Raw genomic sequence first — 15,185 nt, 5'->3', positions numbered from 1 at the left:
TGTTCCGTAAGCAGACACTCCCGACAAACCGGGTGTTTCAGCTTAGCGCCCTCATTTCGGACGAAGGGCTGCATCTGGACTACCTCCGGAAGCGGCCGTCAGAACAGCGCAGGGGAGCTCGCCGATTATGATAGCCGCAATCCGAGTGTGTTTTTAGCGATCATACAGCCCCAATCATGGGTGTTGGCCCGACCCTCGCACAGTCGCTTCCATGATCATCCTGATTTACGCGCCGTTTCGATGAGGTCGCGTAAGCCAGAATTGTGCACGTTCTGGATTTCGATGCCCGGGAAGGCATTCACCTCCAGCACCAAAACCTCGCCTGCGTTATCCAACACCAGGTCCGCACCTGAATAGCCCAATCCGCTCGCCTTGGCGGATGCGGAGGCAACCCCAACCACTTGCTCCCAGTTCGGCATTTCGAAGCCAATCAGGCGTTCGCCGGTTTCGGGATTATGTTGCAGGACTTCACCCCCGCGATAAGCGCGAAAACAGCATCCGTCTTCCAGCGACAAGGCCATGCCGACGGCACCGCGGTGAAGGTTTGCCTTGCCGCCAGATCCTTCGATGGGAAGCCGAAGCATCGCCTGGATCGGCTGATCGTCAAGGCAGATTATCCGTATGTCTGCCAAGCCGCGGCTACCAAGCGCTGAGAAAACATCGTGGGGTTCGATCATCGCCTCGATGAATGCAGTGTCGCGGTGTGCGCCGGAGGACGTGAACTCGCCTGTCAAAATATTGCGCAGATGACTGCGGATATTGTCGGCGGTCCAGCTGTCGCCAGAGACCTCGCAAGTAGAGCCATCCCAGTTCGTGGCGATCGCAATGCCAAGGCCCTTGCGACCGTTGGTCGGCTTCATGACGAAATCGCGTGGCAGAGCTGCCAAATCCTCAACCACGATATCGGAAAGGCCGCGAAACACTGCTAGCGTCTTGGGGACCGCAATGCCTGCCTCCGACAGCACCTTTTTCAAGGCCATCTTGTCGTCGGCAAGGGCAATGGCCTTGCGCGAGTTCACCTGCGCGATGATGCTGTTACGCCGATTGATGCCCAGCAGGTCCATCGTTTTTTTCCAAGACTGCAGTGAAGCGGCGGAGTTCTGTGAGACGTAACCCACGGTAACGGGAGATCAGCAAAGCAGCCAGGATCGAGAAGATCGGCAGCATCACCGGTGTTTCCCTAGTGATCGCCGCGATGATCGGCGCGGCGAGTGAGAATTGGATAATGGCGGCAAGGGCGATGGTCGCTAGCGCGAGCCACGCGGCCTCCAGGCCTCCATCGGTCTGCCGCGTGATCCACCAGCGCTCAACTACGAGAGCGGAGACCACGACCGGAAAGGCCGTGTCCAGAAGCGCTCCGCCCAGTGCTTGCTGCAACAGGAATTGAACAAGCGCGACTACACCGATGAGCACAGCCATCATTCCCATCCGTGTGATGTCGAACTTTTCGAGCAGCGGCACGATTGCCATGCCGATCAGGATTGCTCCACCCATGGCGACCGGTCCAAGCACAGGTCCAAGCTGAAGAAAGGCAAGGGCGATGAGCATCGGCGTGAAGATGCCGAACGTATCGATGCCGACCACCAGCCGGCTGAAGAGCACCAGCACCGCTCCCAATGGCATGGCAAGGAGCAAGTGATCGGCGCCGAGACCCCACCTCTTCAGCGCCGTCGGCATGCTGTCGCTAGGCACAGACAGCATGGTTTCCGGCATATGCAAGACCGCGCTCACCACCAGTGCGGCCACGATCGCCAGGCCGAACAGGCTAAAGGCTATCGCACGGATCACTGCCAGGCGGTTTTTCGGACGTTCGGGAAAGCTAAAAGACATGGGCGACCGTAACCTGCACCCTTGGGCCGGATTGTGTTCGGTCCGGTTCGGTCGACTGGCGCGCCTGATACTGGAACTCGGCCGACATGCGCCAATCGCCAGGCCACCATAGGAATTCGACCTCGGGCACCCAGCGGCGGTCTTGACGATAAACCGTCCCTTCAACGATACGTCTGGGATAGTCGGTTTCGCGATAGGCAAGCTTTGGACGCACGCGCAGATCGTCGGTCAACGGCCGAGTATAGCTTACTGCCGCAGCCTGCCGGGAGTAGTTACGTCTAGGGTCATCCGAGTAGATCGTCTCGTAGCGCGCTTCGAGCTCGAAATAGTGATATCGTCCGAAGCGATAGCGATATTCGCCTTCAATGCGCGGACCGTCCCCGGTCGCATTGGTGCCGTCGTTATACTCCCGCTCGCGCCAACGGATGGCAGCACCTAACCGATGGTCAAGCACCGGTTCGAAGCGGACGCGCGCGCGCAGCTCGGTTTCGTCGATGTCGAAATATTCAGCCGAGGGGAAACGCAGGCTGCGATCGGCACGCAACCGTATCTCCCAGTTCTCATTGACGTCATGCAAAAGCTCGATGCGCCCTCGATGCCGGAACCTGTCCGTAAAATCCGGGTCGGCGAACTCGACGTACTCAGTGAGCGCAGAGACGGTGATTTCCGTATTCTCGAACTCGGCAGTCGCGCCAACCGTTACTTCGCCGATGATTGCGCTTGCATCGACGTCCTCGTCGCCATCCGGCACCTCGGCCTCGGCATAGACGGCATCGGCTTCAAGACGGAGCCACGGATCGACCGATATCGGTCCGGCTGAAAGCAAAGCAGTCGTCAAAAACATGATGGGTAATTACGTGCCGGTGGTTAACGCGCCGTTACCCTTGTGCGGAGGTCTCTCCTTACTCCGCTGACCGAGATTGTTACCCGATAGGCTCGTGCACATCTTCTGATGGACCGCCAAACGGTGGGCTAGAAAATAAGCCCGTTTTTTGGACATGCCGGTTCCGAAATCAGTGCGGGTGCTGCATGGCAGCTTCCCATCTTACCGCACTAGGAGCGGACTGTCCGCTTACCACCCAAATTCGGACGGTGCCATGGCGCTAGCGATATGCCGGGAGCAGACGGTCCGCTAACAACCCTGCGGTTGATACCCGGTCCGGCGGTTGGGGTTCAATTGACGATCGCTTGTCTGGCACACGGTTTGTCGTGCAATCATCTGCTGGAGTTACGCCCACCTGTCCTGTAGGTGCGACTAATAAGTGGGTCGCCAATGGAGATTCCCCAGTTTTCGATCAAGCCGCCAACCTGAACCGGGGGGTCACCGTAAGCTATGCGTTGCCTGCTGCTCCGTTGCGGCCTTACGTCTCCACCTACTCGATGACGCTCGTAGACCCGGGAACGCCTACGGTGTTCGATCAGGTTTATCCCGAATGGCCCAACGTTCGCATGACGGTCGATGGCGATATGGCTGCCTGCACCGGTCCCGGCCCATTGGAGGGCTGCAATCCAATTTGCGCGATAGGTCCGACCAGTCAGGCGACACATTTCTCGCTCGGTCCGGGCCGCTATTGGACGATTAGCTTGCTGCCGCTTGGCTGGGCGCGGTTCGTCGGCATTCGCGCGTGCGAGTATGCCGATCGGTGGGAGGTGATTGGCCAGGATAGCCCTTTTGCCGATCTCGCCCCATTGCTCGCTTGCGACCAGCCCGGGAAGAATTTTTCCGAGGTAACTGCGGGTATCGACGCGCATTTGGCGGCAATGCTGGAAAATCCGGGGCGCCGGGAAGATACCATATTTGATGCTCATTGCGCATTGCTCGATCCCGAGGTGACTTCGGTCACTGCGCTCGCCGAGCGGACGGGCATAGGGGTGCGTGCACTCGAGCGGCTGTCACTCTCGGCTTTCGGGTTCACTCCCCGGCTGCTGCTGCGCCGCCAGCGTTTTCTGCGGAGCCTGGCCCAGTACATGCTGGACCCGTCGCTGTCGTGGATCAACACGCTCGACCACCAATATGTCGACCAGGCGCACTTCATTCGCGATTTCCGCCGGTTCATGAATACGACCCCAGGTGCATTCGCGGCCGAACCTCACCCCGTGCTGTGGGCCGCAGTCCAGGCCCGGACAACGATTGCCGGCAAACCGATGCAGGTCCTCCAGCGGCCGAGCGAGGTCGGCTGAGGTAATAGCGGCTGCCGCAATGCCTCCGCAGAGAATACTCCGAAATTTTGATCTGCGATCTTGCGTGCGGCCGGTTGATCACCTGCCTTCGAGCGGGCTGGCAAAATACACCGCGTTCTACGAGGGCCGCCGTTGTCTGCTGGGTTCGATCACCCGCCCTTCATGGCTCCTTTGACACGATAGCGTTTTTCAGAAGCAGACGAAAACCCACCTGCGACGGATGGGGATTGCCCCAGACCTGCCCCGGTGGCGGGCATTGCAATTTGGATTAAAGGCTCGCTCCGGCGGTCGCAGACAATGCGATGGCGGGGAGGAGGCCGACGATTGTTGCCAATGCGTAGCGGCGCCCTCCAACGGACCCGAACGCACAGATCGCGGTCACGGCGACATGCGGGACGCCCACGAGACGCATCCCGATAATTGACAGGATCCCTCCGCGAGAAGCCAGGTCATCCAGACGCTGCATCTGGCCACCATATTTGAGGCGCAGAGCAGCTTCTGAACTCCGCTTGAGCAGCACATAGAGTAGCACGGAACCCGCTGTGGCCCCTGCGGCGACCGCTCCAACCCCGAGAACTCCGCCAAGCATTGCCCCGGACGAGAACGAGATCGGTAGCAGCGCGCCCGGAATGCCGGTCGCGTAGATGGAAGCCGTCAGCCCCAGAAAGCCCATCGTCAGCCACACTTCCGCGAATGGCAACGCCAGCAAAAGGTCGATGCTATCGGTGGGAAGAAATGAGGCGAACGAAGATTCCATACCCTCTTAGCGCGTGAGGGGCGGCCCGCGTTCCCATGAAAGCTGTCATATTTCGTGCCAGGTTTCGGCACCAACTGAGACTGGCGTTGATGAGCTGGGTTACCGGGCGACGAGACCGAGGTCTTCCGGCATTTCAAAACCGGCACCGGCCATCAGCTGATAACCGAAGCCGCACTCGGTGATCACATGGCCGCCGAGCGCGTTTGCGGCAGCCCCCTAGTCCTCGACCGCCAGCAGATATAGCTTCCGCGCAGCGTCGACGGGCTTTACCTCGCCTTCGCTTTCATAGTGCCAGAAAGTCCAGCCATTGCAGCTTGGTGCGCCCTGCAATTCCTTGCCGAGGCCGTGGATGCTGCCGGTCTGTTTCTCATAAGCCAGCGATCCGTCGGCGCGTACCGTGGCGACCCACCGGCGTTTCTTGTCGAACACCTGCGTGCCGGGCTTGATGTAGCCGTTCTCGACCAGCGCACCAAAAGCCACCTTGGGGGCGCTGCGGCCCGCCTGCATGGTGGTAAGCGCGCTTTCGTCGAGCGGGAGTTCCTTCTCGATCCGCTTCAGCGCGGCATCGCGGTAAACGCCTTCGCGCTCGCAGCCGATCCATTGGCGGCCCAGACGCTTGGCCACCGCGCCGGTCGTCCCGGTCCCGAAGAATGGGTCGAGCACCACATCGCCGCGCTCGGTCGTGGCCAGCAATACGCGATAGAGCAGGCTCTCCGGCTTCTGCGTCGGGTGAACCTTGGTGCCGCCCTCTTTCAGCCGCTCCGCCCCGTTGCAGATTGGCAGGACCCAGTCGCTGCGCATCTGCAATTCGTCATTGAGCGTCTTCATCGCGCGGTAGTTGAACTGGTATTTCGCCTTCTCGCCCTGCGAACACCACAGCAGCGTCTCGTGCGCGTTGGTAAAGCGCGTACCGCGGAAGTTCGGCATCGGGTTCGACTTGCGCCAGACAATGTCGTTGAGAATCCAGAAGCCCAGATCCTGAAGGATCGCGCCGACACGGTAGATGTTGTGATAGCTGCCGATTACCCACAGCGCGCCGTCCGGCTTGAGGATGCGTTTTGCCTCCGTGAGCCAGTCACGGGTGAAATCATCATAGACCTTGAAGCTGTCGAACTGGTCCCAGTGATCGGTCACGGCATCGACATGGCTGCCATCGGGACGGTTGAGATCGCCGCCGAGCTGAAGGTTATAGGGCGGGTCCGCGAATACGAGGTCCACACTGCCGGTCGGGATCGAACGCATGGCGTCGACGCAGTCCCCATCGAGGATGCGGCCGACCGGCAATTCCAGTGGCAGTTCGATAGCTTTCTCGACGCGTTTGGCACGCGATTTCGTGGTCTCGATGACCCCCATGCGGGTTCCCCTGTCTGTAGTTATCCACAGGGTGAGTCAAACCGGGAACCACGTCAAGCAGCTTCTGGGTTGCATGTCGCGTGCGGCCGCAATGGCTAAGGGAGAACGAAAGGAGTCCCCCACAACATGTTGAGTCCGCGCAGATTCTGCGGACTCAAGATGATGCGGTGTTGCCGGGAAGACTCGGTTCTGAGGCGATCAGCCCTCTGCGGGGGCGAGCCCGGGATCGATGCCGGTCATCTCGATCGACTTGTCCCACAGCCTTGCGGCAAGCAGCGGATCGCGGGCGGTTCGCGTGGCATAGGCCTTGCCGGAAACCTTGCCGCTCATTTCGCGGAAACCCCATGATCCGTAATAGTCCCCGCCCTCGGCTTGGGGATCGGTCGCCGCCTGCAATGCGGGAAGCGCGCCGTCTGCTGCCGAATTGAGGGCAAGGCCAATCAGCGGTCCAAAGACGCTGCCCATGATGCCAAGGTGGCGGGTCAATTCCGTCTGCGCGACGCCCGGGTGGCAGGCGATGGAAACCACGGGCGAATTCGCCGCCCTGAGCCGGCGGTCCAATTCCAGCGCGAACAGCAGGTTTGCCAGCTTGCTCTGCCCGTAGAACTTCGTTCGCGAATAGCCGCGGCGCGCGTCGAGATTGTCGAAGTCGATCTTTGCGCCCTTGTGAGCGATGGATGACTGGGTGACGATACGGGCACCGCCGTCCCGCGCCAGCTTGTCCAGCAGGAGTCCGACGAGTGCGAAATGTCCGAGATGATTGACCGCAAACTGCGATTCAGCGCCGCCGATGGCATGGCTGAGCGGTGGGATCATGATACCGGCATTGTCGATCAGGATATCGATCTTCTTCTCGTTCTTCGCGTGCTCTGCCGCATCGCGGATCGATGCGAGATCGGCGAGATCGAGTTGGAGGAAATCGAGATCGGACTGTTCCGGGCCACTGGCGATATCGTCGATCGCGGCCTTGGCCTTGTCACCATCGCGGCACGCCAGGATTACACGTGCACCCTTGCGCGAGAGGCCGCGAGCGATCTCCAGTCCGATGCCGGTATTGGCACCGGTAACGATTGCGGTCTTGCCGCTCTGGTCGGGAATATCGGAAAAAGCGAAAGTCACGCGAACATCTCCATCTGGGACACCGGCGCAAAGCTGCGGCGGTGCAGCGGCGTCGGTCCATATGTTCGCAATGCTTCGATGTGCTCGCGCGTTCCGTAACCCATGTTGCGCTCCCACCCGTAGTGGGGATGTGCCGCCGCGGCTTCGCGCATGACGCGGTCGCGGTATTCCTTGGCTAGAATGGACGCGGCGCCGATCGATTTTTCCTTTCCGTCGCCGCCAACAATGGAGCGGGCCGGCCAGCGCCAATCGTCGCAGCGGCCCTTCGGTGTCTGATTTCCGTCTATCAGTATGGCCTCCGGTTCGGCTGCGAGCACATCGACTACGCGAGACACGGCGATCGTCATCGCCAGCATGGTCGCCTGGAAAATGTTGATCCGGTCGATCTCCTCCACATCCACCACGCCGAGCCCCCAGGCACATGTTTCGAGGATTTGCGGCTCCAAATTGGAACGCCGCGCCGCGCTAAGCTTTTTGGAGTCATCAAGGCCGTCGGGATATGCTGAGCACAGCACCACTGCGGCCGCGACGACCGGACCGGCAAGCGGTCCGCGACCTGCCTCGTCTACGCCGATTATCAGCGGTGCCTGGCCGAGGCCCGATTTGGGAGTTGAAGAAAACATGAAGCGCCTATCGAAACTTGCCGCCACCCTATCGCCAGTGGCGCTGCTCGCAAGCTGCGGCAGCGGGTACTCCACCGAAGGCGGCAGTGAAGCCGTATCAACACCTGCGCCAACGGAACTCGATTTCGCGATCACCGAACACGGCAGCTTCAACGAACCATGGGCCTCGGCATTCCTGCCAGGAACCAGAATGCTCTTCATCACCGAGAAAAGCGGTTCGATCAAATTCAAGGATCTTGCAAGCGGCAGGCTGGGTACCGTCAGCGGCGTTCCCGCAGTCGACTACGGCGGTCAGGGCGGCCTTGGCGATATCGCATTCCTGCCCAGTGAGGCCGGGCGGGACAGCTCTGACCGCACGATCTATCTCAGCTGGGTCGAGGCCGGCGAAGACGATACGCGCGGCGCAGTCGTTGGACGCGGTCAGCTCCTTTGCCTGCAAGCCGACGAATGCAGCATCGAAGGGCTGAAAGTCATCTGGCGTCAGGCCCCCAAGGTCACCGGCCGAGGTCACTACTCGCACCGCATCATTTTCAGCCCGGACCAACAGTATATGTACGTCACCAGCGGCGACCGGCAGAAGATGCAGCCAGCCCAAGACGCCTCAAACACGCTCGGCACGATCGTTCGCCTCAATCTCGACGGTACTCCGTCCGCCGGCAATCCGCTTGCGGCACAGGGCAGCCCAAGCGACCAGATCTGGTCATGGGGCCACCGCAACCTCCTCGGCATCGACTTCGATGCCAGCGGGCAGCTGTGGGAAATCGAGCATGGTCCCGCCGGCGGAGACGAGCTTAACCTCGTGAAGAAAGGTGCCAATTATGGTTGGCCAGTGCGTTCGGATGGTGACCACTATGATGGCGCGAACATTCCCGACCACACCGCAGACGACGGGTTCGAGAAGTTTGCGATCAACTGGACCCCGGTGATCGCGCCCGGAAACATGGTTTTCTATCGCGGCGATCTGTTCGACGGCATGAAAGGCGACCTGCTGATTTCGGGCCTCAAGACCAAGGCGCTGATCCGCGTCGAGGTGGACGGCGAGGATGCCCGCGAAGTGGCCCGCTATGACATGGATAACCGGATCCGTTCGGTCATCGAAGGTCCGGACGGCGCGCTTTGGGTGCTGGAAGATGGCGAAGGCGGACGCCTGCTGGAACTGCGCCCCGAATAACTTCTGCAGGGCTAAGTCAGAATTGATCGACATTGGGGGCGCGTGCGCTTAATCGCCGCGCCCCTATGGCGACCATTGTCCCCCTTTCAGCGATTGATCCCGCGCTGATCGAGCAATTGCTCGACGTGACGTTCGGGGAGCAGCGTCATGCCCGGACCGCCTACCGTATCCGCGAAGAGATGCAGCCGCTCGAGGCCCTGAGCTTCGCGGCACTGGACGACGATGAATATCTCGCGGGGAGCATCCAGCTATGGCCGGTTGCGCTGGTCGATCCCGATGGCCGCCCTCACCCGATGATCATGGTCGGCCCCGTGGCTGTCATGCCGGGACGCCAGGGCGAAGGGTTCGGCAAGGCCTTGATGGCCGCCAGCCTCGGGGCGATCGATAGCGGGTTCGAAACAGGCGCGATGCCTTTGCCGCAGGTGATGATTGGCGATCCCGATTATTACGGCCGCTGGGATTTTACCGCACAGCATACTGCGGGCTGGCATTGCCCCGGCCCTTTTGAAAAGCATCGCCTTCTGGTCCGCACGAATAATCCCGCCGTCCTGCCGCAGACCGGAATGCTCGGCCCCTGGGGCGCTTAGAGTTGCACCTCGGGCCCCGCGGCCCCAGATAGCGGGCATGGTCTATACCCCTCCCCCCGAACTCGCCGGATTGTCGCTCGCGCAGATTGCCGAACAGGTCGAGGCACGAAAGTTGCCTCCGGTCGAGCAATGGTCGCCCGAAGAGACTGGCGACAGCCATATGCGCATCGTGGCCGACGGGACGTGGCTGCATGAAGGAAGCCCGATCTCGCGCCCCGCGATGGTGCGTGCATTCGCCGGCCTTTTGCGGCGTGAGGATGATGGCCAATACTGGCTGGTGACCCCGTTCCAGAAGCTGACAATCGAGGTGGAGGACGCCTGTTTCATCGCGACGGATGTGCAGCAGGCCGAGGGCAATCTGGCATTCCGGATCAACACGGACGAATTGGTGGTCGCCGGACCGGACAACGGAATTCGCGCGGCTGGCGATAGGGATGCCCCGTCTATCTACCTCCACGTTCGGCGCGGATGCGAAGCCCGCCTCAATCGCTCTACCTACGAACAGCTGGCAAAAATCTCCCTCGACGAGGGTGACGACTGGTCGGTTGAAAGCGGCGCGGAGAGCTTTTCGCTGCTGCCTGCATGAGTGCGCTGTTCGACCGCCTTACGCATTTGTTCGAGCAGGGTCATTCTGCACCCTCTCCCGAGCTGCTGAGCGATCACCGGTTCGCCGATCTTGAACGGACGGCGGATGCCGCGGTGCTGATCGCAGTGACAGACCGCGAAAATCCAACCGTCCTGCTCACGCAGCGCCCGCGCACCATGCGCGATCATCCCGGCCAGGTGGCCTTCCCCGGCGGCAAGCTGGATGACGGCGAAAACCCGGTCGATGCCGCACTGCGCGAAGCGTGGGAAGAATTGGGTATCGCCCGGGACCATGTGCGCGTGATCGGTACGACCGATCGCTACCAGACCGGAACCGGCTTCGACATTACGCCCGTGCTGGCCACTGTGCCGCATGATCTGCCCATTCGCCCCGACGCGCGCGAAGTCGAAAGCTGGTTCGAGGCGCCGCTGTCGCTGCTTATGCAGCCGGACAACTGGCGCGAGAACGAAGTGTTCTGGAAAGGCGCGATGCGGCGGTATTACGAGATGGATCACGCTGGCTACCGGATCTGGGGCGTGACCGCTGCAATCTGCATCAACCTGTCGCGGCGGCTGGCATGGACCGATTGACCTGCTAAAGGCCGCTGCATGACCCGCCTGCCGCCAGCCGATTGGACCACCCGCGCAGACCTGGCGAGCCTGGTGGCTGCGCTGGGCGCTCATAATGCGCGCTATGTCGGCGGAGCGGTGCGCGATACCTTGCTCGGCAAGGACATTCACGACATTGATCTGGCCACCACGCTGGTGCCCCATGCAGTGATCGACCAATGCAAGGCTGCGGGTATTCGCACCGTGCCGACGGGAATCGACCACGGCACTGTCACCGCGATCCTCTCAGGCGGGCCGATCGAGATCACGACCCTGCGCCGCGATGTATCGACCGACGGCCGCCGGGCCACCGTCGCCTTTGCCGAGGAATGGCGCGAAGATGCGGCGCGGCGTGATTTCACGATCAACGCGCTCTACGCCGACCCGGATACGCTGGAGATCAGCGATTACTTTGGCGGTCTGGACGATCTGAAAGCACGCAAGGTCCGGTTTATCGGCGATGCGCATGACCGCATTCGCGAAGATCACCTTCGCATCCTGCGATATTTCCGGTTCCAGGCACGCTTCGGAGACAAACCTGACGAAGAAGCTATCGCCGCATGCGAGGAACTTGCCCACACGCTCAAGGGCCTCAGCCGCGAGCGGGTGGCGATGGAATTGCTGGGCATCCTTGCCCTGCCCGACCCCACAGGCGCGGTGGCGCTGATGGCTGATCGCGGTGTGCTTGGGGTTATCCTGCCCGAAGCAAAAGGGCGCGAGCAGGACGTTTTCAAAGCGCTTGTGGCGCACGAAGCTGCCCTGGGCCTGGGCGCAGATCCGGTCAGGCGCCTCGCATCGCTGCTACCCCCGATTGCGACCGTCACCGAAGCTGTTGCCGCTCGCCTCAGACTTTCGCGCGCGCAGCGAGCCAGGCTGATCTGCGCAGCCGAGCGCAAGGACAGCGATGCGAATGCCCCACGCGCCCTGGCATATGAAGAAGGAATAGAGTGCGCCCGTGACCGCCTGCTGATCGCCGGCGCGAGTATCGATGCTCTTGGTGATTGGGATGTCCCACGCCTGCCGCTCAAGGGCGGCGAAATTGTTGCACGCGGCATCGATGCGGGCCCCGAAGTGGCGCGAATCCTGCGTGCCGTTGAAGCCCGTTGGGTGGCCGAAGAATTCCCGGATCAACAGCGCGTGGCCGCATTGCTCGACCAGGAATTGGCGGCTCGCAAGGGCGAATAATTGTCGCATCGCAGCATGTTCTAGTCGGCTCACCTTACGCAGGCCTCGGGCTGACGAAGCCTTCAGCTAAGCTTAAGCTGCATTGCAGCATAAACACCCCCAGACGGTTGCTTCGAAACAGCCGTTTTGCCATAGAGCGCCCGCTTCCCGGAGGGGGCACGCGGCATCATTGCGAGACTTCAGGTCTGCAGCCGCTCACATCTTTCGCCGGATCACCAGCGTGCGGAAACGCGCGCAAGGGTCGCAAAAATCAAAGAAGACTAGGAGTTCTTACATGAAGTTCGCAAAGCTGGCTGTCGCTGCAATTGCCTTGGCCGCCACCCCCGCTCTCGCCAACGATCAGGTCGCCGCTGGCGCCACTGTAACAGGACCCGAAGGCAACGCCGTTGGCACGATCGTTTCGGTCGAAAACGGCCAGGCTGTTCTCGACACCGGCAAGCACAAGGTTCCGCTGGGCGTCGACATGTACGGCCAGGGTGAAGCCGGTCCAACCATCACGGTGACTAAGGCACAACTCGACGGCATGATCGACGGCCAGCTCGCTGAAGCTGCTGCAAAGCGCGACGCGGCTCTCGTTGTCGGCGCCGAAGCAATGGCTGCAGACCACGCAGCGCTCGGCACCATTCTCGAAATCAACGGCGACAACATCATTCTCGCCCGCGGCGGCGACGAAATGAACAAGGTCACCCTGTTGCGCGATCACTTCGACGCGACCGACCACGGCCTGATGGCCCGACTGACCAATGCGCAGATTGATGCTGCCATGGCGCAGGCTGCTCCGGCTTCGAGCGACGCGGCCGAATAAACCGAATTACCAGTTCCCTGAAGTCTCTTCAGGGTCGCAAGGGGCCGGGGGTGCGAAAGCGCCTTCGGCCTTTTGCTTATCCGAAGGTGTTGTCCCGCGGGAAGCCCTGCGGCGGCAGGCGCCCTGCGCCGCCGCGCGCGACCTTCCATTGCCACATATCGCCTTCGGTACGGGTTCGGTCGCCCTTGCCGCCCATCGTCCAGCTGAGGCCTTCTTCAAGCGTAAAGGTTGTCGCGTCCGATAGTCCGCCATCGCGGTAGCTTTGCAGCTTCACACCCTGCCCCTTGGCGAGGCGCGGCATTTCTTCCAGGTTGAAAACCACCAGCTTGCGGTTGTCGCCGACCACGGCAACATGATCGTGCCCGCTGGCAATCGGACGTGCGACCACCAGCTTGGCGCCGTCCTTCAGATTGACGACCTGCCGGCCCTTGCGCGTTTCGGCGAGCATGCTTTCGGTCGATGCGGCGAAACCCTTGCCCGTACTTGCTGCCAGCAGGACTTCCTGCCCTTCGCGGTGCACGATGACGGACACGATCTGCGTGCTGGCATCGATGTCGAGCGTGTTGCGTACCGGTTCGCCAAAGCCGCGCGCGCCCGGCAGTTTGTCCGCACCCAAGGTGAAGACGCGGCCATCGGCCCCTACCAGCAGCAGCTTGTCGGTCGTCTGGGCGTGGAGGACGAAAGCCTCAGCATCGCCTTCCTTGTATTTGAATTCCTGATCCAGCGGAAGGTGGCCCTTGGCCCCGCGGACCCAGCCTTTCTGCGACAGGATTACCGTCACCGGTTCCTTCTCGATCATGGCGTCCATGCTGAACTCGACAGCAGGGGCGGCCTCTTCGATGGTCGTCCGGCGCGCACCCAACGCGGTGTCCTCGGCGTATTCCTTGCGCAGCTGGTTAAGGTCGCGCTTGAGCCGCGTGCGTTGGCGCGCGGGCGAGCCGAGCAGCTTGTCCAGCTCGTCCTTTTCCTTGAGCAAATCGTCCTTTTCGCCGCGAAGCTGCATTTCTTCCAGCTTGCGCAAGGACCGCAGGCGCATGTTGAGGATGGCTTCGACTTGCCGGTCGTTGAGCCCGAATTCCTTCATCATCACCGGCTTGGGCTCATCCTCGGTACGGATGATCTCGATCACGCGGTCAAGGTTGAGGAAGGCAATGATGTAGCCTTCAACAAGCTCCAGCCGCCGGGCGATCTGGTCCAGCCGGTGCTGGCTGCGCCGCTGGAGGATGTCGATCTGGCTGACGATCCAGTTATCCAGCAGTTCCTTGAGCCCCATGACCATCGGCGTGCGCGTATGATCGAGGACATTCAGGTTGAGCCCGAAGCGGGTCTCCATGTCGGTCAGTTTGTAGATGCTTTCCTTGAGGAGTTCCGGATCGACATTACGACTGCGCGGAACCAGCACAATGCGCACGGCCGTATCGCTTTCGTCGCGCACATCTTCGAGAATGGGCAGCTTCTTGTCGGCAATCGCTTGCGCAATCTGCTCGATCAGCTTGCCCTTGGCGACCTGATAGGGGATTTCGCTGATGACCAATTGCCACTGACCGCCGCCCAGCCGTTCGATTCCGGCAGCGACGTCTTCGGGCTTTTCGGCTTCTGCAGCATGGAAACGTCCGCGAACACGGAAGGACCCGCGTCCGGTTTCATAAGCCGCAGAGATCGTCTCCGCGCTTTCCGGCACGACGCCGCCAGTCGCGAAGTCCGGTCCTTTAAACAGCTGCATCAATCGCGCATGTTCGACATGGGGATTGTCGATAATCTCCAGCGTGGCATCGACCACTTCCGCCACGTTATGCGACGGAATATTGGTCGCCATGCCCACGGCGATGCCGCTGGAACCATTGGCGAGAAGGTTGGGGAAGAGACCCGGAAAAATTTCCGGCTCCTGCTCTTCCCCGTTGTAGGTCGGGATAAAATCGACGGTACCTTCGTCGAGGCCTTCCATCAGGCGCAGCGCCGTCTTCGTCAAGCGCGCTTCTGTATAACGATAGGCTGCGGCGTTATCGCCGTCGATATTGCCGAAGTTCCCCTGCCCGTCGACAAGCGGATAACGCAGCGAGAAATCCTGCGCCAGGCGCACCATGGCATCATAAACAGACTGGTCGCCATGCGGATGGTACTTACCGATAACGTCGCCGACCACGCGGGCCGATTTCTTGTACGCATCGGTCGGGTTCAGCTTGAGCTGGCGCATCGCCCACAGCAGGCGGCGATGGACCGGCTTAAGCCCGTCCCGAAGATCAGGCAGCGAGCGCGCGGTAATCGTGCTCAGCGCATAGACGAGATACCGTTCCGAAAGCGCGGAATCGAACGGGGCATCAACGATGGCGTCGAACGGATCGGCGCCGGAATCATCGAGATCGGTAGTAGCCATGTCGTT

The 15,185-nt window shown here is 61.2% G+C and carries 15 protein-coding genes; 7 read left to right on the top strand and 8 right to left on the bottom strand.

From position 1 onward, the window contains the following. Positions 1 to 215 precede the first annotated feature (215 nt). Genes K3166_RS03270 through K3166_RS03260 form a run of 3 tightly spaced genes read right to left on the bottom strand, consistent with a single transcriptional unit; the run spans position 216 to position 2,674 of the window. Complete coding sequence (locus K3166_RS03270) at positions 216 to 1,064, bottom strand: sugar-transfer associated ATP-grasp domain-containing protein (RefSeq protein ID WP_221423271.1); 849 nt, start codon at positions 1,062 to 1,064, stop codon at positions 216 to 218. Beyond that, a complete protein-coding gene (locus K3166_RS03265) occupies positions 1,036 to 1,830 on the bottom strand; it encodes a 7TM domain-containing protein (protein WP_221423270.1) in 795 nt (264 codons plus the stop codon). Before K3166_RS03265 ends, K3166_RS03270 begins: the two co-directional genes overlap by 29 nt. Continuing rightward, positions 1,820 to 2,674, bottom strand: a complete 855-nt coding sequence (locus K3166_RS03260) for a hypothetical protein (protein WP_221423269.1) — start codon at positions 2,672 to 2,674, stop codon at positions 1,820 to 1,822. Before K3166_RS03260 ends, K3166_RS03265 begins: the two co-directional genes overlap by 11 nt. A 536-nt stretch (positions 2,675 to 3,210) precedes the next feature. On the opposite strand from K3166_RS03260, the gene K3166_RS03255 reads away from it, so the two are divergent. After that, the gene (locus K3166_RS03255) at positions 3,211 to 4,011 is read left to right on the top strand and encodes a helix-turn-helix domain-containing protein (RefSeq protein WP_221423268.1); all 801 of its coding nucleotides are present in this window, start codon (positions 3,211 to 3,213) and stop codon (positions 4,009 to 4,011) included. Positions 4,012 to 4,279: 268 nt separating this feature from the next. Here K3166_RS03255 and K3166_RS03250 read toward each other — a convergent pair whose 3' ends face one another. The 4 genes from K3166_RS03250 to K3166_RS13425 form a co-directional block, all read right to left on the bottom strand. After that, positions 4,280 to 4,768, bottom strand: coding sequence for a VTT domain-containing protein (locus tag K3166_RS03250; RefSeq protein WP_221423267.1), 489 nt, complete (start codon positions 4,766 to 4,768; stop codon positions 4,280 to 4,282). Between the two features lie 216 nt (positions 4,769 to 4,984). Beyond that, positions 4,985 to 6,121, bottom strand: a complete 1,137-nt coding sequence (locus K3166_RS03245; RefSeq protein WP_221423266.1) for a site-specific DNA-methyltransferase — start codon at positions 6,119 to 6,121, stop codon at positions 4,985 to 4,987. Positions 6,122 to 6,319: 198 nt separating this feature from the next. Then, positions 6,320 to 7,240, bottom strand: coding sequence for an oxidoreductase (locus K3166_RS03240; protein WP_247714709.1), 921 nt, complete (start codon positions 7,238 to 7,240; stop codon positions 6,320 to 6,322). Beyond that, a complete protein-coding gene (locus K3166_RS13425) occupies positions 7,237 to 7,863 on the bottom strand; it encodes a ribonuclease HII (RefSeq protein WP_247714708.1) in 627 nt (208 codons plus the stop codon). The genes K3166_RS03240 and K3166_RS13425 overlap by 4 nt, the downstream gene beginning before the upstream one ends. On the opposite strand from K3166_RS13425, the gene K3166_RS03235 reads away from it, so the two are divergent. From K3166_RS03235 to K3166_RS03210, 6 genes are all read left to right on the top strand, one after another. Continuing rightward, positions 7,862 to 9,034: a PQQ-dependent sugar dehydrogenase gene (locus tag K3166_RS03235; protein ID WP_221423264.1), complete on the top strand. Its 1,173-nt coding sequence runs from the start codon at positions 7,862 to 7,864 to the stop codon at positions 9,032 to 9,034. The genes K3166_RS13425 and K3166_RS03235 overlap by 2 nt on opposite strands. Positions 9,035 to 9,099: 65 nt before the next feature. Then, on the top strand, positions 9,100 to 9,621 hold the full coding sequence (locus K3166_RS03230) for a GNAT family N-acetyltransferase (protein ID WP_221423263.1): 522 nt from the start codon (positions 9,100 to 9,102) through the stop codon (positions 9,619 to 9,621). 37 nt (positions 9,622 to 9,658) lie between these two features. Continuing rightward, positions 9,659 to 10,207: a DUF1285 domain-containing protein gene (locus K3166_RS03225; protein ID WP_221423262.1), complete on the top strand. Its 549-nt coding sequence runs from the start codon at positions 9,659 to 9,661 to the stop codon at positions 10,205 to 10,207. Next, on the top strand, positions 10,204 to 10,797 hold the full coding sequence (locus K3166_RS03220; RefSeq protein WP_221423261.1) for a CoA pyrophosphatase: 594 nt from the start codon (positions 10,204 to 10,206) through the stop codon (positions 10,795 to 10,797). The genes K3166_RS03225 and K3166_RS03220 overlap by 4 nt, the downstream gene beginning before the upstream one ends. An 18-nt stretch (positions 10,798 to 10,815) precedes the next feature. Next, a complete protein-coding gene (locus K3166_RS03215) occupies positions 10,816 to 12,000 on the top strand; it encodes a CCA tRNA nucleotidyltransferase (RefSeq protein WP_221423260.1) in 1,185 nt (394 codons plus the stop codon). A 274-nt stretch (positions 12,001 to 12,274) separates the two neighbouring features. Beyond that, a complete protein-coding gene (locus K3166_RS03210) occupies positions 12,275 to 12,805 on the top strand; it encodes a hypothetical protein (RefSeq protein WP_221423259.1) in 531 nt (176 codons plus the stop codon). Between the two features lie 76 nt (positions 12,806 to 12,881). Here the strand turns inward: K3166_RS03210 and parC are convergent, their stop codons facing one another. Beyond that, the gene (gene parC / locus K3166_RS03205) at positions 12,882 to 15,179 is read right to left on the bottom strand and encodes a DNA topoisomerase IV subunit A (RefSeq protein ID WP_221423258.1); all 2,298 of its coding nucleotides are present in this window, start codon (positions 15,177 to 15,179) and stop codon (positions 12,882 to 12,884) included. Between the last annotated feature and the right edge of the window lie 6 nt (positions 15,180 to 15,185).

It is taken from the genome of Qipengyuania psychrotolerans (genome assembly GCF_019711355.1).
GTDB lineage: Bacteria > Pseudomonadota > Alphaproteobacteria > Sphingomonadales > Sphingomonadaceae > Qipengyuania > Qipengyuania psychrotolerans.
Note: the sequence above shows the minus strand (reverse complement) of the source record. Positions and strands in the feature narration are given on the sequence as shown.

Coding starts and splice junctions, on each gene's coding strand:
- K3166_RS03270 (WP_221423271.1), bottom strand. CDS start 1,064: ATGGACCTGCTGGGCATCAATCGGCGTAACAGCATCATCGCGCAGGTG.
- K3166_RS03265 (WP_221423270.1), bottom strand. CDS start 1,830: ATGTCTTTTAGCTTTCCCGAACGTCCGAAAAACCGCCTGGCAGTGATC.
- K3166_RS03260 (WP_221423269.1), bottom strand. CDS start 2,674: ATGTTTTTGACGACTGCTTTGCTTTCAGCCGGACCGATATCGGTCGAT.
- K3166_RS03255 (WP_221423268.1), top strand. CDS start 3,211: ATGACGCTCGTAGACCCGGGAACGCCTACGGTGTTCGATCAGGTTTAT.
- K3166_RS03250 (WP_221423267.1), bottom strand. CDS start 4,768: ATGGAATCTTCGTTCGCCTCATTTCTTCCCACCGATAGCATCGACCTT.
- K3166_RS03245 (WP_221423266.1), bottom strand. CDS start 6,121: ATGGGGGTCATCGAGACCACGAAATCGCGTGCCAAACGCGTCGAGAAA.
- K3166_RS03235 (WP_221423264.1), top strand. CDS start 7,862: ATGAAGCGCCTATCGAAACTTGCCGCCACCCTATCGCCAGTGGCGCTG.
- K3166_RS13425 (WP_247714708.1), bottom strand. CDS start 7,863: ATGTTTTCTTCAACTCCCAAATCGGGCCTCGGCCAGGCACCGCTGATA.
- K3166_RS03230 (WP_221423263.1), top strand. CDS start 9,100: ATGGCGACCATTGTCCCCCTTTCAGCGATTGATCCCGCGCTGATCGAG.
- K3166_RS03225 (WP_221423262.1), top strand. CDS start 9,659: ATGGTCTATACCCCTCCCCCCGAACTCGCCGGATTGTCGCTCGCGCAG.
- K3166_RS03220 (WP_221423261.1), top strand. CDS start 10,204: ATGAGTGCGCTGTTCGACCGCCTTACGCATTTGTTCGAGCAGGGTCAT.
- K3166_RS03215 (WP_221423260.1), top strand. CDS start 10,816: ATGACCCGCCTGCCGCCAGCCGATTGGACCACCCGCGCAGACCTGGCG.
- K3166_RS03210 (WP_221423259.1), top strand. CDS start 12,275: ATGAAGTTCGCAAAGCTGGCTGTCGCTGCAATTGCCTTGGCCGCCACC.
- parC (WP_221423258.1), bottom strand. CDS start 15,179: ATGGCTACTACCGATCTCGATGATTCCGGCGCCGATCCGTTCGACGCC.